Below are 24,606 nucleotides of genomic sequence, written 5' to 3' on the forward strand. Positions count from 1 at the left end.
CGCCCTTCAGGGGAGGATAAGAGGCGTCACTTCCCTTCCAGCGTATTGACCGGCGTCCAATCCGGCGGCGGTGGATTCTCGGCGAAGGCGCGCGCGCGTTTCGCGAACAACGCGGACGCCGGATCGGCCTCCGCCGTCCGCCCGAACGCGTCGGCTGCCTTGGCAAAATCCCGCGCGCGCCAGCGGGCGAGGCCTTCCGCATAGGCGGCGGCGGCCTTGGTCTGAGCGGCGCTCTCCGCGCCCGTTTCCGCCAGCGGCTCGAACACCCTGATCGCCTCGCCGCGGCCGAGCACCCGGATCGCGTCGAGCTCCCGCCAGCCGAACGTGTCGCCGGTCTGCGCCATCGTGGTTTCGGACGCCATGATCGCGGTGCCGTAATATTTGTTGGCGCCCTCGAGCCGCGAGGCGACGTTCACGGTGTCGCTCATCACCGTGTAATTGAAGCGGCGGCGCGAGCCGATATTGCCGACCACGGCCTCGCCGCTGTTGAGCCCGATACGGTGCGACAGGCGATGGCCGGCGAAGGCAGGGTGATTGGCGTTGAGCTCCGCCAGCTTGTCGTGGCATTTCAGCGCGGCGTGAACCGCGTTGCGTGCGTGCGCGGGATCGTCGGCCGGCGCGCCGAACATGGCGACGATGGAATCGCCGATGTATTTGTCGACATAGCCGCCGTGGCTTTCGATGATGTCGGTCATGGCGGACAGATATTCGTTCATCAGCGTCACCAGCTCGCCCGGCGTCATGGTCTCGGCAATGGACGAGAAGCCGCTGAGGTCGGAGAAGAACATGGTGACGTTGCGCATCTCGCCGCCGAGCGCCGGCATCTTGCCCGACGCCACCATGGAGTTGATGACCTCAGGGGCGAGATAGAGGGAAAAGCTCTTGCGCAGGAAGCGCTCGTCGCGGTCGGCCAGCACGAAGCGGTAGCCGATCATCGACGCGAGAGCCGCAAGGCTCGCGAGCGTCGGCTCGGTCAGCGGCAGTGCCAGGGCGTGGACGAAGGCGGCGACGGCCATCGCCGCATAGACGGCGGTCGACGCGAGCCAGACGATCGCGGCGGTGGTCGGTGCGAAGGCGCAGGCCGCGCAGGCGATGATCGCGGCAAACGCGATCGTGAGAATGGTGCGCAGGGGAAAGCCGAGCTCGGTCACCGCGTCGTGCTCGATCAGGTTTCGCACCACGGTGGCGTGGACGAAGACACCCGCGACGTCGCTGCGGGCTTTCTGCGGCGGGCTTGCCGGCGCAGGCAGGGCGCACCGCTCTGCCGGCGTTCCATCATAGCCGCCGGACAGGCGCATCGAGGTGAGCTTGCGGTCCTCGAAATTCAGGATCGTGCCAAGCAGCACGACCTTGCCGTCGAAAGCGCGGCGAAAGAAGTCGCGGTCACCCTTTTCGACGCAGGCGCGCAGATCGACGAAGGAGTAGGTCGGGATGTCGCGGCCCAGCCCCCGGAAGTTGAGCGTTACGGTATTCGGCACCGCACTCGGGATCGCGTAGCCGGACAATCCGGTCGCGCCAGACGGCGCGATCTCCGGCTTTGCGCCCGTCGCGCGGGCGGCGAGCTCGACCGCCATGGCGGGGACTGGCCGTCCTTCGATGGCAAAGCTCAGCGGCATTCGCCGGATGACGTCGTCAGGGTCGGTGTGAACATTGAGCGCCCGGACAGTGTTGCGGACGGCCACCTGCTGTGCGCGATAGGGCACGTCAGGATGGTCGTTGCTGAGGATTTCGCCGAGCACCAGTTTGCCGCCGTCGGAGATTTGCCGGAGCGCGATGAGATAGTCCCGGTCAAATCCCTTCAGCCGAGCGCCGAACGACGTGTCGCCGAAGGGAATTTCCGACTGCTCGATCGAATTCTTGAAGATGACGTCGAAGCCGACGACCTTGGCGCCGCCTTCGGCGACGCTGGCGAGCACCCGGCCGATCTCGCGCGTCCAGGTTTGCGTCGGCGATCCCTGGAAGGGTGGGGTCTCGTACGTCTCCCCGTCGATCGCCACGACGACGACCGGCGATGTCGCGGGATCGCGGTGATCGCCGATGAGCTTGCCGCGCAGGGCGGTGAGGATGTCGAGTGAGAGGCCTGGCAGCGTCTGCAGCGGTGGAGACGTGAAGATTGCGCCCGCAACGAGCGCAATCAGGATCGCTGCAACGATGTCCCGTCCCCCGATCCGCCGCATCGCCCCGTCGCTAGGTCTGCTTATTCGAGCCGCAGCAGGCGGCCGATGATCGGGGTCGGCGCGGCGGTGGCGCTGGCGTCGACCTGGAAGGTGTAACGCTTGCTGCCGATGCTCGCGAGATAGCTGCCGCCCGGGGTCAGCGACTTCCCGGCCTTGGCGAAATCGTAGAACTTGCCGCGGGTCATGACGTCGTTCTTGAGCGGAACGCTGATCGTGGGCTCCTTGCCGTCGGTGCGCTCGATCACCAGCGTGCTGCCGCTCTTGGCCTGGACGATGGGCGCGACGCCGTAGATCGTCGGCAGCTTCGACGGAGCGGCCTTGGTATCGGCCCGCATGGTCCGGAATGTGGTCGCCGCACTCTGGTTCGCCTCGCGCTCGGAAAGCTGCGCCGCCTTGGTGTCGCAGGGCACCTTGGCACGCTGCACGTCGCCGAGCTGCACGGTGCTTTGCTCGGCGCCGACGAGCACGACGCCTTCGCTGATCGTCTCGCGCAGGCACGATTTCAGATAGCTGAGCGTGATGCTGGCCTTCGGTCCGAGCTTGATGATCTTGCCCGCAGCGACGTAGTCCATGAACTCGACGCCATCGACCTTGCCTTGCACATCCTCGACGATCGCGGCCGGCGTCTCCGCCAGGGCGGGAGCCGCAGTACACAACGCGCCGACGACAGCGCCGATCAGGCTTCTCATGGGTCTTCTCATTCCATTCGACCGATACTTTGCCGGTCCCCGTCCCGGAGCGATGCTTAGCAGCGGATCGCCCGGGCAAGTGTGACCGGAATCACTCTTTGATATTGGTGCACTTTATCAGGAAGAGGTTCAAATCGGCGACCGGAGAAAAATCAAGTCGCGGCAAAGTGTTGGCGGATAGATGATGTCAGGCGGCCGGGATTGGCTGGTCGTTGACCGGACCATTCTCAGCCGCACTCTCCAAAGCGGGAGCGAGAGGGGCCTCGGCTTTTTGAAACGGCGTCGTCCGCCGATCGGTGGCGATCTCGATCACCTCGTCCCAGCGCGACAGGAAGGCCTCGACGCAGGCCGGATCGAACTGCCGGCCTTTGTTCTCGGCCAGGTAATTGCGCGCCACCTCGAGCGGCATCGGCTCCTTGTAGGGCCGCCGCGTCGTCAGGGCATCGAACACGTCGGCGACCGCAACCACGCGCGCCGCGACCGGGATTTCATCCGACCTGAGGCCGCTCGGATAGCCCGCGCCGTCCCAGCGCTCGTGGTGGCCTGCGGCAATTTGCGCACCGAGCCGGATCAGCTCGCAGCTGGAGTCGGCCAGGATTCGCTCGCCGATCTTCGCATGCGTCCGAATCACCGCCATCTCCTCGTCGGTGAGCTTGCCGGGCTTGAGCAGGATGTTGTCGGGAATGGCGACCTTGCCGACGTCGTGCAGGGGCGCGGCGAGATAGATGTCGCGGCAGAGCCGGGCCGGCAGGCCGAGCTGCTCGGCGATGACGCGGCTGTATCGGGCGACCCGCAGCGTGTGTTCGCCGGTATCGTTGTCGCGGAATTCGACCGCGAGCGCGAGCCGCAAGATGATCTCCTCCTCCCGCTCGCCGAGCTTTCGCGTCGCGGCCTCGACTTCGCTGGCCAGATGGGCCGCGCGGTCGTTGAGCTTGCGCACGGCTGCACCAAGTTGAATCAAATTCCGCAGGCGCACCGTCATCTCGACGCTTTGCGGCTGCTTGGGCAGGAAGTCGGTTGCACCGGCCTGCAGCGCTTCCATCTTGACGTCGTCGGTCTGCCGCGAGGTGATCATGGCGATCGGGATGTCGGCGCAGCCGGAGAGGTTGCGCAGAGCGCGGATGAAGCTGATGCCGTCCATATGCGGCATCTCGTAGTCGACCAGCACGAGGTCGAAGACGCGCTCTCGTGCACAGGCCAGCGCCTCCACGGGATCGAGGAAGGTGGTGGCCTCGACCAGACCTTCGGCCTCGATGTGGCGTTTCAGGAAATTGAGGACGGAGCGGCTGTCGTCAACCAGGAGGGCTTGGGTCAGCATCAGTGGCCGGGCTCTCTTCACTGGAAAGAACACGATTACAAGCAATAGCCCGAGCGAATTTAACGCCAAGCAAATGCGTCGCACGGGAACCCGCTTCGACGAGTTGTGCACGTCTGCATGCGCTTGCGCGAATTCCGGCGAAATGTAGCCCGTAGTTGTACGGACCTCAGCGTTAGGAGTTTCCTCATTCGATTCACGTCAAACGTGTATCGGAATTTAGCAAGGGTGGGGGCAGCGATGGCGCTCAATCCGACGGAGCCGAAGTGGTCGTTGCGGTTGCCCGCCGATTGCAGCATCGCTGCCATTCGCAGCGTTTATGATCTCATCCGCGAGGCGTTCGGTCGCCAGGAGCGGCTCGAGATCGATTGTTCGAGCGTCGACAAGGCCGACGTGACTTCGATCCAGCTTCTGCTGTCGACCGCCAAGACGGGCGCGGCCCAAGGCCGCCCGGTGGTCATGACCGCCTTCTCGCAGTCCCTTCGCAACACCCTTCGCCGTGCCGGCTTCGCCAGCGAGGCGATGATCGATCAGCATTTCCCGCAAAAGAAAGATGGCACCTGATGGCCACGATTCTCACGGTCGACGATTCCCCCAGCATCCGGCAGATGATCAAGGTCGTGCTCGAGCCGGCCGGTCACAACGTGATCGAGGCTGGCGACGGTGCGCAGGGGCTCGCCAAGGCGCAGGCCGGCAAGCTCGACCTCGTGATCACCGACCTCAACATGCCCGTGATGAACGGGCTGGAGTTGATTCGCGCGCTGCGTAAGCTTCCGAGCGCGGTCGGCATGCCCATCGTCTTCCTGACGACCGAATCCAACGACACGGTGAAACAGGAAGCCAAGAGCGCCGGCGCAACCGGCTGGATCACCAAGCCCTTCAAGCCCGAGCAGCTGCTCGCCGTCGTCGGCAAGCTGGTGCGCGCATGAGCGCGATGGACCCGACCGAGGTCTTTCGTCAGGAAGCCGCCGAGCTCTTCGAAGTGCTTGAAGGGGCCCTGCTCGATCTCGGCCAGCGTCCCGACGACCGCGAACTGGTCGATTCCGCCTTCCGCGCCCTGCATACGATCAAGGGATCGGGCGCCATGTTCGGCTTCGACAAGGTCGCCTCCTTCACCCACGAATTCGAGACCGCCTTCGACCGCGTCCGCAAGGGCGAGATCAAGCCGACCCAGGAGCTGATCTCGGTCGCGCTCGCCGCCAAGGACTACATCCGGGCGCTGATCGAAGATCCCCAGTCGACCGACGATATCATCGGCGAGGCCATCCTCGACGACCTCAAGCGTTTCGTCTCGGCCGACCAGCCTGCCGCCGCGGTCGTCGAGATCGCCGGAGCGCCCGCGCTGGTTCCGGCCGAGAGCAAGCAGGCCGGCTGGCATCTCAATCTGGAATTCGAATCCCACATCCTGCGCAACGGCTCGAACCCGCTCGACCTGCTGGAAGATCTCTGCAAGCTCGGTCCGTGCTTCGTCGTGCCGATCACCGACGGCGTCCCGTTCCTCGACGAGATGGAACCGGAAGACTGCTATCTGAAGTGGGACGTCAAGCTGCATGCGGCCTGCGACAAGGACGCGATCGACGACGTCTTCATGTTCGTGCAGGACGAGATGAAGCTGACGCTCTCGCCGCTGGAGCATACCGAAGCGCCTGCGCAGGCGCCGCTGTTCCAGCTGCTCGACGAGGAGCTGGCCCCCGCGGCCGAAATGCCTGCGCCGGCGCGCGAGGCTGCGCCCGCGCCCGTCGCCGATCAGCCCGTCGCCAAGGCGGAACCGAAATCCGAATCGAAGCCTGAACCGAAGTCCGAGGGCAAGCGCGACGATCGCGGCATCGCCACCGTGCGCGTCCAGGCCGAGCGTCTCGACGAACTGATGGACCGCGTCGGCGAGCTCGTCATTGCCCAGGCGCGATTGACCCAGCTCGCCGCCTCCGGCTCCGACCTCTCGATCAAGATGATCGCCGAGGAAATCGAACGTCTCGCCTCGTCCTTGCGCGACACCACGATGGGCGCGCGCATGGTCCCGATCGGTTCGCTGTTCGGCCGCTTCCGCCGTCTCGTGCACGACCTGTCACGCGATCTGTCCAAGCCCGTCGAATTCGTCACCTCGGGCGAAGATACCGAACTCGACAAGACCATGATCGAGTGCCTGGCCGATCCGCTGGTGCACCTGATCCGCAACGCGATCGACCACGGCATCGAGGACACCGCGACGCGCACTGCCAACGGCAAGATCGAGCAGGGCCGCATCGAGCTCGCCGCCGTTCACTCCGGCGCGCAGGTGCTCGTCACCGTGAAGGACAATGGCGGCGGCCTCAACACCGCGCGCATCCGCGCGAAGGCGGAAGAGCAGGGTCTGATCGCGGCGGGCGCCGTGCTGACCGATCACGAAATCCACCAGTTCCTGTTCCACCCCGGGTTCTCGACCGCGCAGACCATCTCGGCGCTCTCAGGCCGCGGCGTCGGCATGGACGTCGTCAAGCGCACCATCGAGAACATGCGCGGCACGATCGACCTGTCGACCCGGCCGGGCCAGGGTACCACCGTGACGCTGCGCCTGCCGCTGACCCTCGCGATCATCGAGGGCCTCCTGATCCGCGTCGGCGAGGGCCGCTACATCATCCCGCTGTCCGCGGTCGAGGAGTGCATTGAGCTGACCGCCGAGGACGAACGTTCCCGTGGTCGCAATTTCCTCAACGTGCGCGGCAATCTCGTGCCCTTCCTCCGGTTGCGCGAGATCATGGCCGCATCAGGCACGCCCGACCGGCACCAGAAGACGATCATCATCTCGACCGGCGAAACCCACGTCGGTCTCGTCGCCGACCAGATCATCGGCAACCACCAGACCGTGATCAAGTCGCTCTCCAAGCTGCATTCGGACGTCACGATCTTCTCCGGCGCGACGATCCTGGGCGACGGCACGGCGGCGTTGATCCTCGACGTCGCGCAGCTCGTCGCGCTGGCGCAGTCGAAGGTCGAAAAGCAGCACATCAGCGAGGCGGCGTGATGAACGAGGGTTTGGCCGGCGAGCATCAGTCGGGCGCGATGCAGGTCGTGATGATCGGCCTCGGCGAGGAGAAGTTCGCGCTCGATGCGGGTCTCGTGCGCGAGATCATCGATCCGGTTCCCGTGACCAAGGTTGCCGGTGCGCGGGCCTTCGTTCCCAGCGTGATCAACGTGCGCGGCAACGTCATTCCGCTCGCCGACCTGCGCATCCGCTTCGGCATGCCGCAGCTCGACGATTCCGCGGATACGCGCATCGTCGTCATCGAGCTCGAGCTCGACGGCGAGCCGGTGCTGGTCGGCGTCACCGCCGACAAGGTCTACGAGGTCACCGAGATATCGCAGACCGACGTGCAGCAGACGCCGCGGGTCGGCATGCACTGGAAGCCGGAGTTCATTCGCTTCATTGCGAAGTGGCGTGAAGAGTTCGTCATCGTTCCGAACATGGAACGCATCCTGAATTGAAACGAGGTCTCGGGCTGAGACTGGGGTAGGGGCTGCAAATGAGATTTACGGTCAAGGCAAAGCTTGCCAGTGCATTCGGCGTGGTCCTGTTGCTCTCGATGGCGGCGGGCGGCCTCGCCTATGTGAAGCTGACCGAGATGATCGACACCGCCGACAGCCTGGTGTCACGCGCTGGTCGCATGGATCGAGCCGCCGAGATCGAAAAGGGCATTCTGCTTCAGGTCCGCGCCGAGAAGAACATCATCGTCGCTCCCGAGAGCGAGGCGGAACGTTTCCTTGCCGAGATCGCCAAGCAGCGCGAGACACTTCTCAAGCTGAAGGAAGAGATTCACGCTGCGGCCTCACCCGAAGGCAAGAAGCTGCTCGAGAATTTTGGTGTCGCCTACACGCGCATGAACGCGGCCCAGGATGAGGTCCTCAAGCTCGCGCGGACGGACAAGGCGAAGGCGGCCGAGCGCTCCATGACCGACGTTCGCAAGGCCGTCGGCGAGGCGATGGAGGCCGGCAACGCTTATGTCACCAACGTCAAGAAGAACATGAACGACCAGGCCGCGCAGGCGCACCAAGACGGCAACCGGGCCCAGCTGCTGCTGATCTCGGCCGTCGTGGCCTCGCTCGTGATTGGTCTGGCAGCCGCAATTTGGATCTCCATCAGCATCGCGCGCGGTCTTGGCCGCGCAGTCAATCTTGCCGGTGCCGTGGCGGGCGGTGACCTGACCCAGACGATCAACATCTCGAGCAATGACGAGATCGGCGATCTCGTCAAATCCCTGAACGCGATGGTGGAGAGGCTTCGCCAGGTCGTCGAAGAGGCCCTCACTGCGGCCAGCAACGTTTCGGCCGGCAGCCAGGAGCTCTCGGCCAGCGCCGAGCAGCTCTCGCAGGGCGCGACCGAGCAGGCTTCGTCCGCCGAGGAGGCTTCCTCGTCGATGGAGGAGATGGCCTCGAACGTGAAGCAGAATGCCGACAACGCCAACCAGACCGAGAAGATTGCGGGGCAGTCGGCCAAGGACGCGGAGGCCAGTGGCGTTGCCGTGGGCCGCGCAGTCCAGGCAATGCAGACCATCGCCGAGAAGATCACCATCGTCCAGGAGATCGCCCGTCAGACCGACCTGCTGGCCCTCAACGCGGCTGTCGAGGCCGCCCGTGCCGGTGAGCATGGCAAGGGCTTCGCGGTAGTTGCCTCCGAAGTGCGCAAGCTCGCCGAACGGAGCCAGGCAGCGGCCGCCGACATCGGCACGCTTTCGACGGAGACGGTGAAGGTCGCTCAGGAGGCCGGCGACATGCTGTCCAAGCTCGTGCCGGACATCAAGAAGACGGCGGAGCTGGTGCAAGAAATCACTGCGGCCTGCCGCGAGCAGGACGTCGGTTCGGCCCAGATCAACCAGGCGATCCAGCAGCTCGACAAGGTCGGCCAGCAGAACGCCAGCGCGTCCGAACAGGTGTCTTCGACGTCGGAGGAGCTCGCCTCGCAGGCCGAGCAGCTGCAGTCCACCATCTCGTTCTTCCGGATCGAGGATGCGCGCAAGGAGAAGGCGGCGGTCGAGCCGATCGACCGCGCCGTCGGTCAACTCCGGGCCAAGGCTGCGCACATGGCGGCCGCCGATCGCGGCACCAAGAAGCCGGCGCCTGCCCGCAAGCCGGCCCGTGCGATGAAGGTCGCCGGTGGCGGCGGCTTCGCTTTCGACATGAATGACGGCGAAGACGATCGCGACGCCGAGTTCCAGCGCTGATCAACCGGTCCGGCCTCGCGCCGGACCGCACTCATTTCCAAATCCTCGGAATCCGGACCGCATCATGGCCGCAACTTCGCAATATCTGACGCTCGGGCTTGCCGGCGAGACGTTCGGAATCAGCATTCGCAACGTCCGCGAAATTCTCGACATGCGACCGATCTCCCGGCTTCCGCACGCCCCGGACTTCCTGCTCGGCATGATCGACGTGCGCGGCAGCGGCTATCCGATCGTCGATCTCAGGAAGAAGCTCGGCCTGCCGAGCGTGGCCGCCACGGAAGCGACCCGCATCATCATCCTCGACGTGCCGATGAAGGATCGCCTGGTCGGCGTCGGCTTCGTTGCCGACTGCGTGTTCGAGGTCACCGACATCGACGAGCAGGCGATTGAGCCCGTGCCCGAGGTCGGCGGGAAATGGCAGTCGGACTATGCCGCCGGCATCGGCCGCAAGGGCGAGAAGTTCGTCGTGATCTTCGATCTCGCCAAGCTGATGGCCAACGACGAGGTTCCGGAAGGGCGCGATGCGGATGCGCCCCGCGCCGCCTGAGTTTTTACGAGTGAATCGTGGTTGAACCCAAGCACTCCAAATTCGAATCCGAACCAACGGGACTGAAAATGAGATTCACCGTCAAAGCCAAGCTCGCCAGTGCGTTTGGCGTCGTCATTCTGCTGTTCATGGTTGCAGGCGCCGTGAGCTACATGAAGTTGTCCGACATGGCCGCGACCGCCGATTCCATGGTGCTTCGCGCCAAGCGGATGGAGAAAGCAGCCGAGGTCGAAAAGATCATCTGGCAGCAGGTCAGGGCGGAAAAGAACGCAATTCTGGGAACGCCAAGCGAAGCCGAGGAGTTCGCTGCGAACGCGGCCAAGCTCCGCGATGAGGCCACGAAGATCAGGGACGAGGTCTACGCGCTGGCCAGCGAAGGCGGCAGGAAGCTGCTCGACAACTTCGCCAGTGCCTACGCCAGAATGAACGCCTATCAGGAAGAGACGATCAGGCTGGCAAGGACGGACAAGACCAAGGCCGCCGAGCGGTCGATGGGTGACGGGCGCAAGGTGGTTGCAGATGCGACGGAGGCGATGGGCGCCTATGTCGTCAATACGAAGAGGCAGATGGCCGAGCAGGCCGTGCAGTCCAACGAAGACAGCCGTCGTGCCCAGTTGATTCTGATCGTCCTCGTGATCGTCTCGCTCATCGTTGCCGCGATTGGCGCAGTCTGGATCTCGCTCAATATCAGCCGGTCTCTCGCCAAGGCCGTTGGCCTCGCGGATGCCGTCGCGGTCGGTGATCTCAGCCACAAGATCGATGCTTCCAGCAACGACGAGATCGGCGATCTCGTCAAATCCCTGAACGCGATGACCGCCAATCTGAACGCCACCGCGGCCGTCGCCAACGAGATTGCGCAAGGCGACCTCACGGTCGAAGCCAAGCCGCTGTCGGACAAGGACACGCTCGGTCTTGCGCTTGAGCGCATGGTGGAGAAGCTTCGCCAGATCGTGTCTGAAGCCCTCACCGCGGCGCAGAACGTCTCGGCCGGCAGCCAGGAGCTCTCGGCCAGCGCCGAGCAGCTCTCGCAGGGCGCGACCGAGCAGGCCTCGTCCGCGGAGGAAGCCTCGTCCTCGATGGAGGAGATGGCCTCGAACGTGAAGCAGAACGCGGACAACGCCAACCAGACCGAGAAGATCGCGGCGCAGTCGGCACGGGATGCGGAAGCCTCGGGCGCTGCCGTCGGTCGCGCCGTCAACGCGATGCAGACCATCGCCGAGAAGATCACGATCGTGCAGGAGATCGCACGCCAGACTGACCTGCTCGCCCTCAACGCGGCGGTCGAGGCCGCGCGCGCCGGCGAGCACGGCAGGGGCTTTGCGGTCGTCGCTTCCGAAGTGCGCAAGCTTGCCGAGCGCAGCCAGGCGGCCGCGGCCGAGATCGGCACGCTTTCGGCCGACACGGTCAAGGTGGCGCAGGAGGCCGGCTCCATGCTCGCCAAGCTCGTTCCCGATATCAAGAAAACCGCGGAGCTGGTCGAGGAGATCACCGCGGCCTGCCGCGAGCAGGATGTGGGATCGGCGCAGATCAACCAGGCAATCCAGCAGCTCGACAAGGTCGGTCAGCAGAACGCCAGCGCCTCCGAGCAGGTGTCCTCGACGTCGGAGGAGCTCGCCTCGCAGGCCGAGCAACTCCAGTCCACGATTGCCTATTTCCGCATCGAGCAGGCCACGAAGAGCCCGGCGTCGGCGCCGATCGATCGGGCCGTCACCCAGTTGCGCGCGAAGGCGGCCACCATGGCTGTCGCCGAGCGTCCGGGCAAGAAGGTCGTGCACGTCAGGCCGGCGCGCGCCGTGAAGGCGGCAGGCGGCGGTGGCTTTGCTTTCGACATGAACGATGGCGAGGACGATCGGGACGCCGAGTTTCAGCGCTGATGTCTCTCGACGGATCGGCCCGCCGTCGAGGCGCGCCGATCCGTCCCCAACTCGTCCAATAGAAGCGTAGGATTGAAGATGGCCAGGATGGCCCGACATTCAGTGCAGGTGGCCATTCCCGACCGGGGCTGGCATCCATGATGCCCGCCATGCAGGATACGGCCGTCCATCTGTCGGACCGTCACTTCCGGACCATCGCCGAATTGATCGAAGGCCAGGTCGGCATCAAGCTGCCACAGGGCAAGCGGCTGATGCTGGAGGGACGGCTGCACAAGCGCGTGCGCGCGCTCAATTTCTCCGATCTCAACGAATATGTCGAGAACCTGTTCGAGGCGGACCATTTCGACACCGAGCTCACCCATCTCATCGATGTGGTGACGACCAACAAGACCGATTTCTTCCGCGAGCCGCAGCACTTCGCCTTCATGCGTGAGGTCGCGGTTCCCGGCCTGCTCAGGTCGCATGGACGCAGTAACGCGAGCCTGAAGATCTGGAGCTCGGCGAGCTCCACCGGCATGGAGGCCTACACCACCGCGATGGTGCTGGACGACATGACGCGGAGCGGCTCGCGCTTCCAGTACCGCATCCTCGGGACCGACATCTCGACCGCGGTGCTGCGCCTTGCCAAGACGGCGATCTACACCCGCGACGTGCTCGCTCCCGTGCCGGAGCAATTCGTGAAGCGGTATTTTTCGTCGTCGCGGGACAAGTCGCGCGGTGAAGTGCGGGTCGTGCCCGAGTTGCGGCGCACCACTCATTTCATGAGGATGAACCTCATGGACAAATCCTACCCCGTCGATCGAGACGTCGACATCATCTTCTGCCGCAACGTCCTGATCTATTTCGAGCGCGAGACCCAGCGTAAGGTGGTCGAGCAATTGTGCAGCCATTTGCGTCCGGGCGGCTACCTGCTGGTCGGACATTCGGAATCGATGATCCACAGTGCAGTGCCGGGTCTAAAGCAAGTTCAGCCAACCATTTTCCAGGTCTAGCCGGAGCGCAACCAGAATGCCGAGGGAGAAAGTTCGCGTGCTGATCGTGGACGATTCGGCGTCGGTGCGCCAAATCCTCCAGACGATCCTTTCCGAAGACCCCGATATCGAGGTGATGGCGACGGCCTCCGACCCCTTCGTCGCGGCCCGTCGCCTCGAGAAGGAGCTGCCCCACGTCATCATTCTCGATCTCGAGATGCCGCGCATGGACGGCATGACGTTCCTGCGCAAGATCATGGCGCAGCGTCCGATTCCGGTGATCATCTGCTCGTCGCTGACCGAAGAGGGTTCGAACGTGATGTTCGAGGCGTTCGAGGCGGGGGCGGTCGACATCGTGCCGAAGCCGAAGATCGACACGCGGCAGGCGCTGCTCGAATGCTCGACGCGGCTGCGCGAGGCCGTGAAGTCGGCAGCGCGCGCGCGGGTTCGCCCGCGTACGGAACGCCGGGCGGTCGAGCAGAAGCTGACCGCCGACGCCATCATCCCGCCGCCAGTGCAGGGCAGGGTTCGGCCGACGACGGAGCGCATCGTTTGCATCGGTGCCTCGACGGGCGGAACTGAAGCGCTCAACGACGTTCTCGAGATGCTGCCGGCGCATTGTCCGCCGCTTCTCATCGTCCAGCACATGCCGGCCGGATTTACCGCGGCGTTCGCCAAGCGGCTCGATGGCGTCTGCCAGATCAGGGTCAAGGAGGCCGAGGATGGTGAGCCGGTGCTGCCGGGCTGCGCCTATATCGCGCCCGGCGCCCGCCACATGCTGCTCCAGCGTATCGGCCTGCGCTACCAGATCGCGATCAAGGACGGCCCGCCGGTGTCGCGGCATCGTCCCTCCGTCGACGTATTGTTCCGCTCGGCGGCCCAGCATGCCGGCGCCAATGCGCTCGGCGTCATCATGACCGGAATGGGCGATGACGGCGCCCGCGGGATGCTGGAGATGCGCAAGCTCGGCGCCGCGACGCGGGCGCAGGACGAAGAGAGCTGCGTGGTGTTCGGCATGCCCAAGGAGGCCATCGCCCATGGCGGCGTCGAGAAGGTCGTTTCGCTGCACCACATCCCGCGCGAGATCATGCACTGGTATCAGGCCGGGCACGCTGTGGTGGCGGGTTGATGGTCATGTCGGTCGTTCCGGCCAGCACGCTCGCTGAGGCAACCGCCGCGACCGAGGACGTCTCCTCGCGCATCGAGGACGTCTTCGCGCGCGTCGGCAACGAGCTCGGACGCGGCCATCTCATCTTCAAGGAGCTGAACCAGGGCTTGGCGACGCTCTCGGGCGAGCTCTCCGGTGCCGAGATCGAGGGTGCCGCGACGGCGCTGCAGGAGATCGCCGCGCGTCTGAGCGAGCTGGCGCAGGCGCTGCCGGCGGAGAGCGCGCTCTTGGAGACGATCGGCAAGAGCACGGCGGAGGCGTCCTCGCTGCTCAAGCCGCTGTTCAAGCATATCGGGATGATCACCATCATCGCGCGCAGTGCGCGGATCGAGGCGGCTTCGCTCGACGGCGACCGTGAGGGCTTTCTCGCCTTCACCCAGGAGGCCTACGATCTCGGCAGAGCCGTGCAGCACTCGATCGAAGGCTGTGCGCGGGACCAGCAGCGTCTGTCCGAGGCGGTTGCAACCGCCTCCGGCCGGCAGAAGGAGTTCGAAAGCCGCTACCGGGCCCAGCTGATGTCGGAGAGCGCCGAGCTCGGCGCCGCCTATGCGGGCCTGCGCGACCAGCGCAACAAGAGCGGTCATCTCGCCGACCGCGCCGGTTCCAGCACCAGGAAGATCGCCGAGGCCGTCGGCAGCGCGATCATCTCGCTGCAGGCGGGCGACAGCACGCGGCAGCGTCTCGAACACGTGTCCCACGGCCTCAGCCTCGTGTCGCAATCCGCGCCGAGCCTGGTCCCCGAACCTGTTCCGAGTGATGACGGCGTGCGCGCGATTTGCCAGTTGCAGGCGGCCCAGCTCAGGGATGCCCAGCGCGAGTTCGGCGGCGATGTCGGCCAGATCGTCCGCGCGCTGACCGCCATCCTGCACGATGCGGGCAGCGTCGCCGGCGACGGCCGGACGCTGTTCGGCGGCGAGGAGGGCGGCTCCTCGTCGTTCCTGGCACGCATCAAGCAGGCGCTGGCGCACGCCTCGACCCTGATCGCCACCTGCGAGGGTGCGGGCCGCTCGGTCGACGAAGCGCTCGCGATCGTCGAGGACTCGCTGGCAAAATTTCGCGAGGCAATCGCCGGGCTTGCCGAGGCTACCGTCGACATCACGCTGATCGGAATGAATGCCGGCCTCAAAGCGAGCCATCTCGGCAGCCGCGGCAGCGCCTTCGTCGTCATCGCCAACGAGCTCAAGGCGACCGCCGACCAGGTCTCGGCGGGGGCCGGGCGCCTGAGACCGGTGCTCGACGGTATCGAGCGCTCGGCCCATCAGCTGAAGGAGCTTCGCGTGCAGGGTGATCCCACGCAGCTTGCCAAGCTCGAGCCGCAGATCCTTCTGGCGCTGCGCGAGGTCGAGACCGGCAACGAACGGCTCGGCAAGCTGATGAGCCGGCTCGTGAACGAAGGCGCGGAGTTCGAGAGGCTGATGAATTCGGCCCAGGGCTTGATGGCCACGCTCGGCGAAAGCTCCGCTGCTCTGCCCGAAGTCGCCACGCGGCTCGAGACCGCGAGCGGTGGCGCGCAGCGGCTCCAGCCGGAGATGCAGGATCAGGCGATCCTCGACGATCTCTACGCACGCTACACGATGGAGCGTGAGCGGGACGTTCATCGCGACGTCATGCAAGCGCTCGGACTTCAGTCGACCGCCGCCGCGCGGCGGGTGGAAACGGTCGAGACCGCGGACGACGGCATAGAATTGTTCTGACGGCGCCGCCTCGGGCGGCGGCAATTTGACGGGTCGGCTTTGCAGGGCGTTAACCGTGGCGGAATGCTTGCCACCTCGGTCATTGTCGCGCCCCAGAGTTGGTTGCAAATACCAGTGAATTTTACGACGGGTGTTTCCATGCTGAGAGAAGGCAAATACGCGGCCTGGTTCAGGACTCCGCGCGCCCAGGGCACGGGCATCGTGCATCTGGCGGAAGGACGGATTTCCGGCAGCGACAGCTTCTTCACCTATGGCGGCTCCTATCAGTTCGATGACGAGCAGCGCTTCACGGCCGTGCTGACCACGCGGCGCCATGCCGACGGGCCGCCGACCGTGTTCGGTCTGGACGAGGTCGAGGTCGAACTCGCGGGCGTGTGCAGCGGTGCGATGGCGACGTGCTCGGGAACGGCGAAGCAAGCGCCCGACGTGATGTTCGAGGTGACGCTGATCTACAGCCAGGACGATGCGCCGGCTGCGGAGGCGCGCTGCGCCGTCGTGAAGCTCAATGACAAATTGCCGAAGGGCATCGACAGCCGTTCGCGGCCGCGCCATTTTCCGGCACCTCCGCGGCCTCCTGCATCTTAGTCTTGCGTTGACGCTGTCGCGGTGGAAACGGGCTGCGACCGCCGTGCGGCAACGGTGCGTTTAGGCGTTGACGGCTAAGGATGAGGCCGCTGTAAGTGACGGACGACGACATGCCTCAGATCTGGATGACATACGACGAACTTGCGACGCTCAGCGGCTGCACGCCGGCGGAAGCCAGGCTGCGGGCCATGCATTTGTCGCTCGACCGCCGCAAGAGCCGCGACGGTGCGACGCGGGTCAAGCTTGATCTCGCGCTGACCGCCAAGTTCTTCGCATCGATCCGCGAAGCGGATTTCGATCTCGACGGCGCCATCGCCGCGCTCCAGAGCACGCACAGGCACATGGCCGAACTGCTGGAGCCAACCGGGTTCCGCGAGCGCGGGGCCGCCTAGGCACGCGCTTCCCACGCTCCGGCGCGCCCGGACATCCGATAGGCTTTCGCGAATCAGGCATAGTCTCGTCTTCCGGAAGATCCGGCCGGAACCGGAGTTTCAACCGAGACGGGTCATAGAGCCTGCAGGAGAATGCCATGAGGAACGCTAACTATCGGGTCGGGGTGACTTTGTTTGGAGCGGCGGTGCTCGGCGGGCTGTTGACCGTCACGGCCGCGCCATCGCGTGCGGAGGTCGTCAAGCTGCGGGCCGACCTCAAGGGCAGCAATGAAGTGCCGCCGAACAGCTCCGCCGGTTCAGGCAAGGCCGAGGCCGCGTTCGACACCGAGACGAAAGTCCTGACCTATACGGTCACCTATGCCGATCTGACGGGGCCGGCGATGGGGGCTCATTTCCATGGTCCGAGCGAAGCGGGCAAGAACGCCGGCATCGCGCTGCCGTTCAAGACGGTGCAAAGCCCGATCCAGGGTAATGCCACGTTGACGGACACTCAGGCGGCGGATCTGTTGGCCGGAAAGTGGTATGCGAACATCCACACGGCCGCAAATCCAGGCGGCGAGCTGCGCGGGCAGATGATGAAGTAGGAGGACTGCGGCGCTGAACACATTGTCAGCGCGTGCGCGTCAGGCAGGCGGCCGGGGCAGGAAGGCCAGGATCGTCTGGGCGAGGATGACGCCGACGGTTCCGCCCGCCGCCTTTTGCAGCACGTCCAAAAAGCCCGGATCGCGATCGGGGGTCAGCGCCTGCAGGACTTCGAGCCCCGTTGCGACCGCCAAGACGAGCGAGCAGGCCAGGACCAAGCGGCCGGGCAGCAGGAAGGCCAGAAGGAAACCCAGCAGGCCGTAGGCGCTGAAGCGCTCGATGACGACGATCCAGTAGGCCTCGCTATGCCCCATCAGCGCCGGCCGTCCCGCCAGCCTTGCCAAGGTGGCATAGACGATGAGAGCGAGGCAGATGGCCGCGGCCGCAATGAGGTGGTTTCGACGCATGGCCCACCATAGCCGCTTGGCTGCCCCCCCGCTTTGAAAGACGAGAATATCGTTAAAGCATCCGCCGTTCGGGCGCGAACGGCCAAAAGCCAGCCGCCGCCGGGGCATCGGAGCCGTGGAAGCTTGCGTGGCGTACGAGGGGATGTCCTCCGGCGCAGCCGGTCAGGCCACCAGGACATCGCCGGAAGGCGCGGCGACCGCGGCGTTGCGGCGTGACTCGACGAGCTCGCTGAATTTGGCAAACGGAAGCGGCGCGGCGACGAGATAGCCCTGACCTTCCTCGACGCCGGAGGCGATCAGCGCGCGGCGCTGCTCCTCCGTCTCGACGCCTTCGGCAACGACCGACATCCGCAAGTCCTTGGCGAGCGCGACCAGCATCTCGACGATCGTGGTCGTCGATGCGTCCACGGTGATGGTGTCGACGAAGAACTTGTCGATCTTGATCGCAGTGGCGCCGAGCCCCTTCAGCCGCGACAGCCCGCTATGGCCAACGCCGACGTCGTCGATGGCGACGCGGAAGCCGTGGTCGCGGAGCTCGGCCACCACGGCTGCTGCGTGCGTGAGATCGTCGAGCTCGTCGCGTTCGGTCACTTCGACCACGATCTGGCGCGCGGAGATTCTGGCCGCCAGGACCGTGCGGCGCAGCGTTTCCACGAAGCCGGCACTCAGCAGATGCTTGGGCACGACATTCACGGACATCTTGAAGCTCTTGTCCGCCCTCAAGACGGCCTGCAGGTCGGACAGCGCCGATCTCAGGATCTGCCAGGTCATCACCTGGATGCGCCCGCTGGATTCGGCCAGCGGAATGAAGTTCATGGGCGGCACCACCGCGCCGTCCCGACGAACCCAGCGCGCCAGAACCTCGCAGCCCGTGATCCGGCCCGTCCTGAGTTCGAAGATGGGCTGGAAGTAAGGCTTGAATTCGCCGGCTGCGAGGGCACGATCGAGATCGGCGACCGGCCCTTCCATCCGGCGGCTGCGTGCCAGCAGGATGCCGAAGAGTGCACCAAGTCCAAGGGCGAGTGCGAGCGCCGGCCAATACGACTCGCTGTTCCAGCTCGAAAGAACTGCACGCTCGAGCCGGATGGTGGCGTGAAGCGGCAAGCGTGTGGAATGCCTGTCGAAGCTGATCGGCCCTGGCAGCGGCCTGTCGGCATCGAGCCGGAATGCGCCGAGCTTCTCGCCATTGCTCAAGGCGAGGACCACTTCGCTGTGCGCGCGCAGCTCGGCAGGCATGAGATCGAACAGGCCGGCGCCGATGCCGACAATGGCGACCAGCGCCGAGCTCCGATTGACGTCCCTGAGCACGCCCAATGCGTCGCCGCCGAACTGCTCGACGCGGAACAGCGACAGCTTCCTGTCGTGCGAGGGCAGCATGTCACGGCGGTCCGCCCATCCCTTGTCGAACTCGAGCGTCTCCGAATAGGCCGAGCAGATCACCGATCCGTCCGGATTGACGAGACGGACGTCCTTGATCGCCGAGCGTTGATAGACGTGGAGCCGGACGGCTTGCAGCGCTGCCGGCGCGCAGCTGGCGAGATCACGCTTGGCGAGTTCGTCGAGGCTGGCCGCCGCAAAATCGACAGCCAGTTCGGAGCGACGCAGGACGACCTCGGTCAGCTCGTTGAGCTGGTGCACCTGCTGGTGGCGGATGACGGTCTCCGCCGCGAAATGGCCCGCCAGCCCAAAAGCCATCGTGCTCGCAAGCACGAGCGCCACAAATGGAAGGTTCGGTCGCAGGAGTCTCATCCGGTCCGGGCGGAATTCAGGAGAGGCTGGGGACTGATCTTGCGAATGATCCTAGCCAGAGGGGGCTAAGATAGGGTTTAACGGCCAGACCGGTCCCGAAGGGCTCCGAGTGGTTTGCATGGCCAATGGTCGCGCGGCCTAAGCAAGGAAAGTTGAGCAGTATGATCAGGACGTTAAGCCTCCTCCTGTCGTTAGTCGTCGGAAGCTCCGCGGCCTGGGCGCAGGGAACCAAGGACCAGCCATCGGGCAATCAGCCCACATCGTCCACCCGCAGCGGCACAGCGACGAATTCCGGCTCGGACAGTATGGGTGGAGCTTTCAAGGGGACGGGCACCCCCAACTACGGAACCAGCCCTGGAATGGGTTCACAGAAGAAGACGCGCAATTAGGCTCACCGGGACGGGAGACCGGAGGCAGCACGCTGAACTCGGTTCACCGTGGGCGGGCCGCGATGGCTTCTGGATAAGGTCTGCTGGACTCAACGGTGTGGGACGCGGCGGGACCGCGGGCGGCCCGCAGCCGGAGCACGACGAAGGCGATGTTGATCGCGAGCCAAATCAACATTGCGGAAATGGCAAAATGGAGCACTGCCAGACCTCACTGCGACGTCTGGTATTAACATCTCACGGTTGCTCTGGTTCCGTGCTGCAAGGGCGCAAAACTGCACGGGCTCTGCTTGGAGTGTTGCCGAAATGGCGGACAAGGAAAGCTGTTGTCCGCGACGAGCGGTTCCCGGCCTAGCCTTTCTTGCCCGGCTTCGACTTCAACGAAAGACCAAGCCGCAGAGCCATGCGCTTGATTGCATCGGGTGAGCGTCCGAGAACTTTCGCCGCCTCTTCCAGCGAAGCCGAAGACTTCGCCAACTCCATGAGCCGGCGGTCTTCCTTGAACGACCAGGGCTTGCGCGCCATAACCGAAATGATCCTCTTCGACACAATGACAAAGCCGCCAAGCGACCCATGTTCGCTCGACGGCTTTGCTTGGGTGGGGCCAGGCTTGGGGGAGCCTGGTGCGAAGATGGATATGCGTTTCGCGAGACTTCGCAACAAACAACGCGGATTAAGCTAACCTCTCAACCTTACCGCGATGAAATCGGCCCGCGAGGCACCGTATAACCACGGTATTTCGCGCGAGCGCGACGATGAGCCTCGTTGCAGCAGGCATTGAGCGCCACCCGCTGTCCGCTTCCGGAATCTGGCATCGCATTCGAAGATCGCTTTCGCCTGTGGCCATCCTTCGAGACGCCCGCCGTTGGCGGGCCCTCAGGATGAGGACCTGTGCGCGCGGAAGCAGCGTCAACGGGCTCAATGACGCTTAGCCTCATCCTGAGGAGACCGCGAAGCGGTCGTCTCGAAGGACGAGGCGCTTGCTCAGCTCCCGCGTCGATCAGCGCGCAGCGCAGACGCCAACGTTTGAAGCGCCAGATGAACGAGGGTTCATGGTGCCGGCGTGTCGAGTTCTGGTAAAAAGAACTGGAGCCTCTTCCCTGCACTTCGTGCCCCGGCGTGCCGGCCAATCTTCGAGCACCATGTTGCACAAACTTCATCTTCGTCTGACAAAAGTTTCGGCGCTACCGATCTTGAAGTCGTCGCAACGAAAAGATGAAATGAGCGCGGGAGGAACGTTCCGGCAAACGTGGGAACATTCCAAATGCTGGCTGTCCTGGTTTTGATTTCGATTTTCGCAGCGGGCTTTGGCTGCGGCTATGCTGTACGGGCGTGGCGCTCGCGGAAGCGATCGGCACGATATCGTCTTTATGCGCCTTATACCCCCGCCTCGATGGAGACCGGTCGGCCCCAGCAGCCATCGTGATCGAAAAGCATGCGTCGCCCGACGGAATGCCGGTCGTTGCCGCAGTCGAAATAACCATGTGCGGTTAGGTTAATCCGTCGTCGCCCTTGAGCGCTCAGGAAAGGCGACCTAAGACGGAACAGTTCATGGCGAGCTTGGCCTTCGATTTTTGGAAGGCCGCGCGGATAGGCGTAGATGACGTGGCTGATTGCGTTGCTGGGCGCGACGACCTGCGCCCTCATTCTGATTGTGTTTGTTTGTAGCTATGGCCGGCATCTAAGGGATCTTCCAGGTCCTTGGATCATGAACGAGGGTCATTCAAATGATTGATCAACGGCACAATGCGCCGCGCAGGTATTTCGTTGACGCGCAAGGGCACCGCGTGCTGATCGGCCTTTCGCTGGAGGAGACGGCGGAATTCGAAGCCCTGGATCTTGCATCAACGGAGACGGTGCAGATCATGGCCGAAGCCGGCGGGGGTAAAGTCGCCCCGGTTGACGACGTTCGATGGCTTGAGCTCTATTCCAAGCACGAAGGCGCCTGGCGGGTGTGGATCGCACAAAGCCAGGCGGTGCGGACGCAGGATTTAGGCTTTGTTAACTATGCCTGACCGATGGTAGCGGCTTAGATCTCGATAATGGGGATGGCCCACATGTTTCAGCTGTTCCTGAGAGCGCGCGCGCACAACCTTCTCGGCTCCCGCCGTGAGGACAAGGGCTTCAAGGCCCGCTCCGCAGAGCGTGACGCGGAGACCGACCGCGCGAGGATCGGCGCCGTCATGGCTGCGATCGATACGGCACTACGAGATGCGGAGAGGGAGCAGGTCGGACTCAGCCGACGTGTCGACGACGCGCTTGCGCGTGCTTCCGTCACCTTCGGAAACGGCACCGACGAGTATCTCGAGCGTGAGGCGCTCGACAATTATCACCAGGATCTGTTCGCGGCCGACATCTCCAACGGCCAGCGCCGGCTCAAGGAATTGGCGAGCAGCATCGCGCATTTGAAGTTCGTCAAGACCGCAATGCTCACGCGCTTTCCGGATTTCAAGCCGCCGCAGCTCAACAGCTAGTCTTCGGATCTTGCTGCCCGCTCAGGCTGCAGCCAGGAATTATCTGCCATAGCCCCACCGCATAAGCGGATCGCGTGACAATTCGGCGCTGCTTTGCCGTTTGGCGCGTCGATCCTTTTTGCTATGCTTCAGGCAAGCACTCATGGTTTGAAGGAGCAACAAGGTGCCGATCAGGGATATGCGAAAGTTGGTTGGATTGGCATGTGTGCTGACATTGGCTGCGCCGGTGACGGCGTCGGCCATTACCGTCGAAGTGGCGCGCGCCTGCGACGCGGCGGTGTCCAAGGCCTTTCCGCCGAGGCAAATCGGCAACCCCGCGGCCGGCAGCAGCAAGGGAACGGCCAAGGATCAGCGCGAATACTTCCAGAAATGCGTGGCGAACAACGGCAAGGTCGACGACGCTTCGTCGGAGCCGTCCAAGGACAGCAAGACGGACGGCAAGCCCAGCAAGTAGCCGTCAGCCGCGCTCTGGAGTTGCTAGCGCATGATCTTTCCGGAAAACCGCTTCGCACTTTTCCTGATCATGCTTTACCGCGGCGGCGGGCAGGGAGAATAGAACGCGCCATTCGCCGCGTTGATGCGTTCGACGCATTGGTTGGGATCGGTGATGGTCCCGGCCACGGTGAAATCGTAGCCCATACCCTTGACGACGACGACGTAGCGTCCGGGAGACAACGTGAAGCCGTCCTGCTCCGGCTGCAGCAGCAGCATCCTCTGCTGATCTTCGATCGGCCCCACCTTGTAGGGGTAGGACATGCTGCGAATGACCCAGGAATCCCCTGCGCTGACCATGGCCGCCTTGCCGGAGGCATCAACGCCCATCGACCGCGACACCTTGGCGACGACGCGAACTTCGGTCACGCTTGCCTCGATGCTGCCGTCGGGTCTGAATACGACGAATTTGACGTCTCCGTTCGTCAGCGTCGTTGCGCTCGGCGTGTTGATGGCCGCTGAGATCGCGACGCGGCGGTCGGGAATCTTTCCGGGGACGGGCTTCAATTCCTGCAATTGCCCCTCGTTCAACGCGTAGACGCCGAAGGTCGTCGGCAAAGGCATCGAGGGGTGTGCGGCTTGCGCTGGCTCCTTTGCTGTGTCGGGCGACCGCTCGACAGGCTCGCTCTCCGTTGGAAGCGCCGTGGCGGCCGGCCGGGGCTCGGAGCTGGTCGGTACCGGCTCGGATGGCTGCGATGATTGTGACAGTGCGGCCACCTGCGTCTTCAAACGCGGCCACAAGATCACCGCGGCGCTTGCTCCGGCCATGAGCAAAAGAATGCCGGCCAGTCGAACAAGGAGGGTGAAGGTGCCGCTCCGTTTGGGCTGATCGAGCGATGGCGGCGGTGCCACGGCACGGCGCGGGACACCCGCGTCCTTCGGAACAGGGGGCGCAGCCGAAACGGGTGATGCCGGAATGGGCGGGGGAGCGGGGTTGGCGACCGGTGGGGAGACCGAAACGGCGGCTGCCGCGTCCGCCTTTGACGCCTCCGCTGCAGCGCTGCGCGCGAAGGTCCGCTCGACCTCCTTGATGGCGCGTTCGAGAACCTGCTGAAGCTCGCGCGATTCCCGCGCGTCCGCGTGCGTGAATTGCTCCATCAGCTTGACGCGCGCCAGCTCGTAGACAATCTCCCGCATCTGCTGGGGATCGTCGGATACGGCGCGGATACGGCTCGACAGGAGACGGATAAACCCGGCTTTGATCTGCTGCGTCGAGGGAGCGTTAGCCGCGGTTTCACCGGAGTCGGTCATCAAGGCCGATCAAGTAGCCCGGATGAGGCCATTTCGCTAGGATTTTCCGCTTGGGATCATCGCCTCCAAAGCTGCTGTCCCGGTCCGCCCAGGCCGCTCGTGTCGTTCGAAGATGCTTGCTTTTAGGGGAAAACCTGTGACATTTCGCGGAGCTCCTCATTCTGGTGTTCGACCATGCGCGGCGTTCTGGCAGTCCTCTCGGTTCTGACGTTTCTGGTTTCGCCTGCCGTTGCGCAAGGGACCAAGGATCAGGCCAACACCACGAGCTCCAGCATCATCACGACGCCTACGAAGAAGGCACAGACCAGTCAGGCGGCCTCGCGGCCGACCGCCGTTCGGAACCTCTCGGGCAGCCTGCCTGCTGGAAAGTCGGCCCAGGGCGTCTGGCGCGATGGCAAGCTGGTCGCCGTTCCCCGCTGAGGCCGCCGCCCAAGGAACCGTGAAGGAACGGTGATCGCCTCCCTGACGTTCTTGCTCGGGAGATATCGTATGAAACGACCAGTTCTGATCGCCATTGCTTTGCTTGTGCCCGCAGCCGCCTGGGCCCAGGGCGTCAACGATCCCTCGACGCCCAACCGCAACGTGACCATCGTAAATCCGTCGCAGCCCGCGCCCCCCAACGCGACGCGTAATATCCCGAGCCGGATCGAGCCGCCCG

General features: G+C 64.5%; 24 protein-coding genes. 17 read left to right on the top strand and 7 right to left on the bottom strand.

The features are described 5' to 3' along the window. Nucleotides 1–26 precede the first annotated feature (26 nt). The 3 genes from CO669_RS25795 to CO669_RS25805 all read right to left on the bottom strand — a co-directional run bounded on the left by CO669_RS25795 (nucleotide 27) and on the right by CO669_RS25805 (nucleotide 4,184). Nucleotides 27–2,177: an adenylate/guanylate cyclase domain-containing protein gene (locus tag CO669_RS25795; protein ID WP_097662754.1), complete on the bottom strand. Its 2,151-nt coding sequence runs from the start codon at nucleotides 2,175–2,177 to the stop codon at nucleotides 27–29. 20 nt (nucleotides 2,178–2,197) lie between these two features. Beyond that, the gene (locus CO669_RS25800) at nucleotides 2,198–2,866 is read right to left on the bottom strand and encodes a hypothetical protein (RefSeq protein ID WP_198964265.1); all 669 of its coding nucleotides are present in this window, start codon (nucleotides 2,864–2,866) and stop codon (nucleotides 2,198–2,200) included. A 187-nt stretch (nucleotides 2,867–3,053) separates the two neighbouring features. Next, nucleotides 3,054–4,184, bottom strand: a complete 1,131-nt coding sequence (locus CO669_RS25805; protein WP_097662756.1) for an HD domain-containing phosphohydrolase — start codon at nucleotides 4,182–4,184, stop codon at nucleotides 3,054–3,056. A 237-nt stretch (nucleotides 4,185–4,421) separates the two neighbouring features. Between CO669_RS25805 and CO669_RS25810 the strand changes: the two genes are divergently transcribed. From CO669_RS25810 to CO669_RS25870, 13 genes are all read left to right on the top strand, one after another. Then, the gene (locus CO669_RS25810) at nucleotides 4,422–4,745 is read left to right on the top strand and encodes an STAS domain-containing protein (RefSeq protein WP_198964266.1); all 324 of its coding nucleotides are present in this window, start codon (nucleotides 4,422–4,424) and stop codon (nucleotides 4,743–4,745) included. After that, nucleotides 4,745–5,110 carry a response regulator gene (locus CO669_RS25815; RefSeq protein WP_008142319.1) on the top strand — a complete coding sequence of 122 codons (366 nt, stop codon included), beginning with the start codon at nucleotides 4,745–4,747 and terminating at the stop codon, nucleotides 5,108–5,110. Before CO669_RS25810 ends, CO669_RS25815 begins: the two co-directional genes overlap by 1 nt. Beyond that, a complete protein-coding gene (locus tag CO669_RS25820) occupies nucleotides 5,107–7,182 on the top strand; it encodes a chemotaxis protein CheA (RefSeq protein ID WP_097662758.1) in 2,076 nt (691 codons plus the stop codon). Before CO669_RS25815 ends, CO669_RS25820 begins: the two co-directional genes overlap by 4 nt. Next, complete coding sequence (locus CO669_RS25825) at nucleotides 7,182–7,643, top strand: chemotaxis protein CheW (RefSeq protein WP_198964267.1); 462 nt, start codon at nucleotides 7,182–7,184, stop codon at nucleotides 7,641–7,643. Before CO669_RS25820 ends, CO669_RS25825 begins: the two co-directional genes overlap by 1 nt. 38 nt (nucleotides 7,644–7,681) lie before the next feature. Next, complete coding sequence (locus tag CO669_RS25830; protein WP_097662760.1) at nucleotides 7,682–9,376, top strand: methyl-accepting chemotaxis protein; 1,695 nt, start codon at nucleotides 7,682–7,684, stop codon at nucleotides 9,374–9,376. 64 nt (nucleotides 9,377–9,440) lie between these two features. After that, a complete protein-coding gene (locus CO669_RS25835) occupies nucleotides 9,441–9,923 on the top strand; it encodes a chemotaxis protein CheW (protein ID WP_097662761.1) in 483 nt (160 codons plus the stop codon). A gap of 68 nt (nucleotides 9,924–9,991) precedes the next feature. Beyond that, entirely contained in the window at nucleotides 9,992–11,797 is a 1,806-nt protein-coding gene (locus CO669_RS25840; protein ID WP_097662762.1) for a methyl-accepting chemotaxis protein, read from the top strand. A gap of 137 nt (nucleotides 11,798–11,934) precedes the next feature. Then, nucleotides 11,935–12,789, top strand: a complete 855-nt coding sequence (locus CO669_RS25845) for a CheR family methyltransferase (RefSeq protein WP_097662763.1) — start codon at nucleotides 11,935–11,937, stop codon at nucleotides 12,787–12,789. A 16-nt stretch (nucleotides 12,790–12,805) separates the two neighbouring features. Further along, a complete protein-coding gene (locus CO669_RS25850; RefSeq protein ID WP_097662764.1) occupies nucleotides 12,806–13,897 on the top strand; it encodes a protein-glutamate methylesterase/protein-glutamine glutaminase in 1,092 nt (363 codons plus the stop codon). A 5-nt stretch (nucleotides 13,898–13,902) separates the two neighbouring features. After that, on the top strand, nucleotides 13,903–15,630 hold the full coding sequence (locus CO669_RS25855) for a chemotaxis protein (RefSeq protein WP_097662765.1): 1,728 nt from the start codon (nucleotides 13,903–13,905) through the stop codon (nucleotides 15,628–15,630). A 138-nt stretch (nucleotides 15,631–15,768) separates the two neighbouring features. Next, nucleotides 15,769–16,215, top strand: coding sequence for a hypothetical protein (locus tag CO669_RS25860; RefSeq protein WP_097662766.1), 447 nt, complete (start codon nucleotides 15,769–15,771; stop codon nucleotides 16,213–16,215). 110 nt (nucleotides 16,216–16,325) lie between these two features. Further along, entirely contained in the window at nucleotides 16,326–16,607 is a 282-nt protein-coding gene (locus CO669_RS25865; protein WP_097662859.1) for a hypothetical protein, read from the top strand. A gap of 137 nt (nucleotides 16,608–16,744) precedes the next feature. Next, on the top strand, nucleotides 16,745–17,191 hold the full coding sequence (locus CO669_RS25870; protein ID WP_097662767.1) for a CHRD domain-containing protein: 447 nt from the start codon (nucleotides 16,745–16,747) through the stop codon (nucleotides 17,189–17,191). Between the two features lie 39 nt (nucleotides 17,192–17,230). On the opposite strand, the gene CO669_RS25875 is transcribed toward CO669_RS25870, so the two are convergent. The 3 genes from CO669_RS25875 to CO669_RS36160 all read right to left on the bottom strand — a co-directional run bounded on the left by CO669_RS25875 (nucleotide 17,231) and on the right by CO669_RS36160 (nucleotide 20,256). Next, nucleotides 17,231–17,596 carry a VanZ family protein gene (locus CO669_RS25875; protein ID WP_097662768.1) on the bottom strand — a complete coding sequence of 122 codons (366 nt, stop codon included), beginning with the start codon at nucleotides 17,594–17,596 and terminating at the stop codon, nucleotides 17,231–17,233. A gap of 162 nt (nucleotides 17,597–17,758) precedes the next feature. Continuing rightward, nucleotides 17,759–19,291 carry an EAL domain-containing protein gene (locus CO669_RS25880; protein ID WP_245444490.1) on the bottom strand — a complete coding sequence of 511 codons (1,533 nt, stop codon included), beginning with the start codon at nucleotides 19,289–19,291 and terminating at the stop codon, nucleotides 17,759–17,761. A gap of 791 nt (nucleotides 19,292–20,082) precedes the next feature. Further along, a complete protein-coding gene (locus CO669_RS36160) occupies nucleotides 20,083–20,256 on the bottom strand; it encodes a hypothetical protein (protein WP_198964268.1) in 174 nt (57 codons plus the stop codon). A 1,202-nt stretch (nucleotides 20,257–21,458) separates the two neighbouring features. Here CO669_RS36160 and CO669_RS25885 point away from each other — a divergent pair. From CO669_RS25885 to CO669_RS25895, 3 genes are all read left to right on the top strand, one after another. Next, nucleotides 21,459–21,746 carry a hypothetical protein gene (locus CO669_RS25885; protein ID WP_097662770.1) on the top strand — a complete coding sequence of 96 codons (288 nt, stop codon included), beginning with the start codon at nucleotides 21,459–21,461 and terminating at the stop codon, nucleotides 21,744–21,746. 42 nt (nucleotides 21,747–21,788) lie between these two features. Then, nucleotides 21,789–22,205: a hypothetical protein gene (locus tag CO669_RS25890; RefSeq protein WP_097662860.1), complete on the top strand. Its 417-nt coding sequence runs from the start codon at nucleotides 21,789–21,791 to the stop codon at nucleotides 22,203–22,205. A gap of 205 nt (nucleotides 22,206–22,410) precedes the next feature. Next, a complete protein-coding gene (locus CO669_RS25895) occupies nucleotides 22,411–22,659 on the top strand; it encodes a hypothetical protein (protein WP_245444492.1) in 249 nt (82 codons plus the stop codon). 74 nt (nucleotides 22,660–22,733) lie between these two features. On the opposite strand, the gene CO669_RS25900 is transcribed toward CO669_RS25895, so the two are convergent. Further along, complete coding sequence (locus CO669_RS25900; RefSeq protein WP_097662772.1) at nucleotides 22,734–23,948, bottom strand: hypothetical protein; 1,215 nt, start codon at nucleotides 23,946–23,948, stop codon at nucleotides 22,734–22,736. Between the two features lie 174 nt (nucleotides 23,949–24,122). Between CO669_RS25900 and CO669_RS25905 the strand changes: the two genes are divergently transcribed. Further along, the gene (locus CO669_RS25905; RefSeq protein ID WP_097662773.1) at nucleotides 24,123–24,368 is read left to right on the top strand and encodes a hypothetical protein; all 246 of its coding nucleotides are present in this window, start codon (nucleotides 24,123–24,125) and stop codon (nucleotides 24,366–24,368) included. The last annotated feature ends 238 nt before the right edge of the window (nucleotides 24,369–24,606 follow it).

This window comes from Bradyrhizobium sp. Y36 (genome assembly GCF_002531575.1).
Classification (GTDB): Bacteria; Pseudomonadota; Alphaproteobacteria; order Rhizobiales; family Xanthobacteraceae; genus Bradyrhizobium.

What these genes read in the sequence shown, in the direction of transcription:
- CO669_RS36160 (WP_198964268.1), bottom strand. Translation starts at nt 20,256, where the DNA reads ATGGCGCGCAAGCCCTGGTCGTTCAAGGAAGACCGCCGGCTCATGGAG.
- CO669_RS25830 (WP_097662760.1), top strand. Translation starts at nt 7,682, where the DNA reads ATGAGATTTACGGTCAAGGCAAAGCTTGCCAGTGCATTCGGCGTGGTC.
- CO669_RS25850 (WP_097662764.1), top strand. Translation starts at nt 12,806, where the DNA reads ATGCCGAGGGAGAAAGTTCGCGTGCTGATCGTGGACGATTCGGCGTCG.
- CO669_RS25860 (WP_097662766.1), top strand. Translation starts at nt 15,769, where the DNA reads ATGCTGAGAGAAGGCAAATACGCGGCCTGGTTCAGGACTCCGCGCGCC.
- CO669_RS25880 (WP_245444490.1), bottom strand. Translation starts at nt 19,291, where the DNA reads ATGGCTTTTGGGCTGGCGGGCCATTTCGCGGCGGAGACCGTCATCCGC.
- CO669_RS25900 (WP_097662772.1), bottom strand. Translation starts at nt 23,948, where the DNA reads ATGACCGACTCCGGTGAAACCGCGGCTAACGCTCCCTCGACGCAGCAG.
- CO669_RS25845 (WP_097662763.1), top strand. Translation starts at nt 11,935, where the DNA reads ATGATGCCCGCCATGCAGGATACGGCCGTCCATCTGTCGGACCGTCAC.
- CO669_RS25800 (WP_198964265.1), bottom strand. Translation starts at nt 2,866, where the DNA reads ATGAGAAGCCTGATCGGCGCTGTCGTCGGCGCGTTGTGTACTGCGGCT.
- CO669_RS25815 (WP_008142319.1), top strand. Translation starts at nt 4,745, where the DNA reads ATGGCCACGATTCTCACGGTCGACGATTCCCCCAGCATCCGGCAGATG.
- CO669_RS25820 (WP_097662758.1), top strand. Translation starts at nt 5,107, where the DNA reads ATGAGCGCGATGGACCCGACCGAGGTCTTTCGTCAGGAAGCCGCCGAG.
- CO669_RS25885 (WP_097662770.1), top strand. Translation starts at nt 21,459, where the DNA reads ATGATTGATCAACGGCACAATGCGCCGCGCAGGTATTTCGTTGACGCG.
- CO669_RS25835 (WP_097662761.1), top strand. Translation starts at nt 9,441, where the DNA reads ATGGCCGCAACTTCGCAATATCTGACGCTCGGGCTTGCCGGCGAGACG.
- CO669_RS25805 (WP_097662756.1), bottom strand. Translation starts at nt 4,184, where the DNA reads ATGCTGACCCAAGCCCTCCTGGTTGACGACAGCCGCTCCGTCCTCAAT.
- CO669_RS25905 (WP_097662773.1), top strand. Translation starts at nt 24,123, where the DNA reads ATGCGCGGCGTTCTGGCAGTCCTCTCGGTTCTGACGTTTCTGGTTTCG.
- CO669_RS25810 (WP_198964266.1), top strand. Translation starts at nt 4,422, where the DNA reads ATGGCGCTCAATCCGACGGAGCCGAAGTGGTCGTTGCGGTTGCCCGCC.
- CO669_RS25870 (WP_097662767.1), top strand. Translation starts at nt 16,745, where the DNA reads ATGAGGAACGCTAACTATCGGGTCGGGGTGACTTTGTTTGGAGCGGCG.
- CO669_RS25875 (WP_097662768.1), bottom strand. Translation starts at nt 17,596, where the DNA reads ATGCGTCGAAACCACCTCATTGCGGCCGCGGCCATCTGCCTCGCTCTC.
- CO669_RS25865 (WP_097662859.1), top strand. Translation starts at nt 16,326, where the DNA reads ATGCCTCAGATCTGGATGACATACGACGAACTTGCGACGCTCAGCGGC.
- CO669_RS25840 (WP_097662762.1), top strand. Translation starts at nt 9,992, where the DNA reads ATGAGATTCACCGTCAAAGCCAAGCTCGCCAGTGCGTTTGGCGTCGTC.
- CO669_RS25890 (WP_097662860.1), top strand. Translation starts at nt 21,789, where the DNA reads ATGTTTCAGCTGTTCCTGAGAGCGCGCGCGCACAACCTTCTCGGCTCC.
- CO669_RS25795 (WP_097662754.1), bottom strand. Translation starts at nt 2,177, where the DNA reads ATGCGGCGGATCGGGGGACGGGACATCGTTGCAGCGATCCTGATTGCG.
- CO669_RS25825 (WP_198964267.1), top strand. Translation starts at nt 7,182, where the DNA reads ATGAACGAGGGTTTGGCCGGCGAGCATCAGTCGGGCGCGATGCAGGTC.
- CO669_RS25855 (WP_097662765.1), top strand. Translation starts at nt 13,903, where the DNA reads ATGTCGGTCGTTCCGGCCAGCACGCTCGCTGAGGCAACCGCCGCGACC.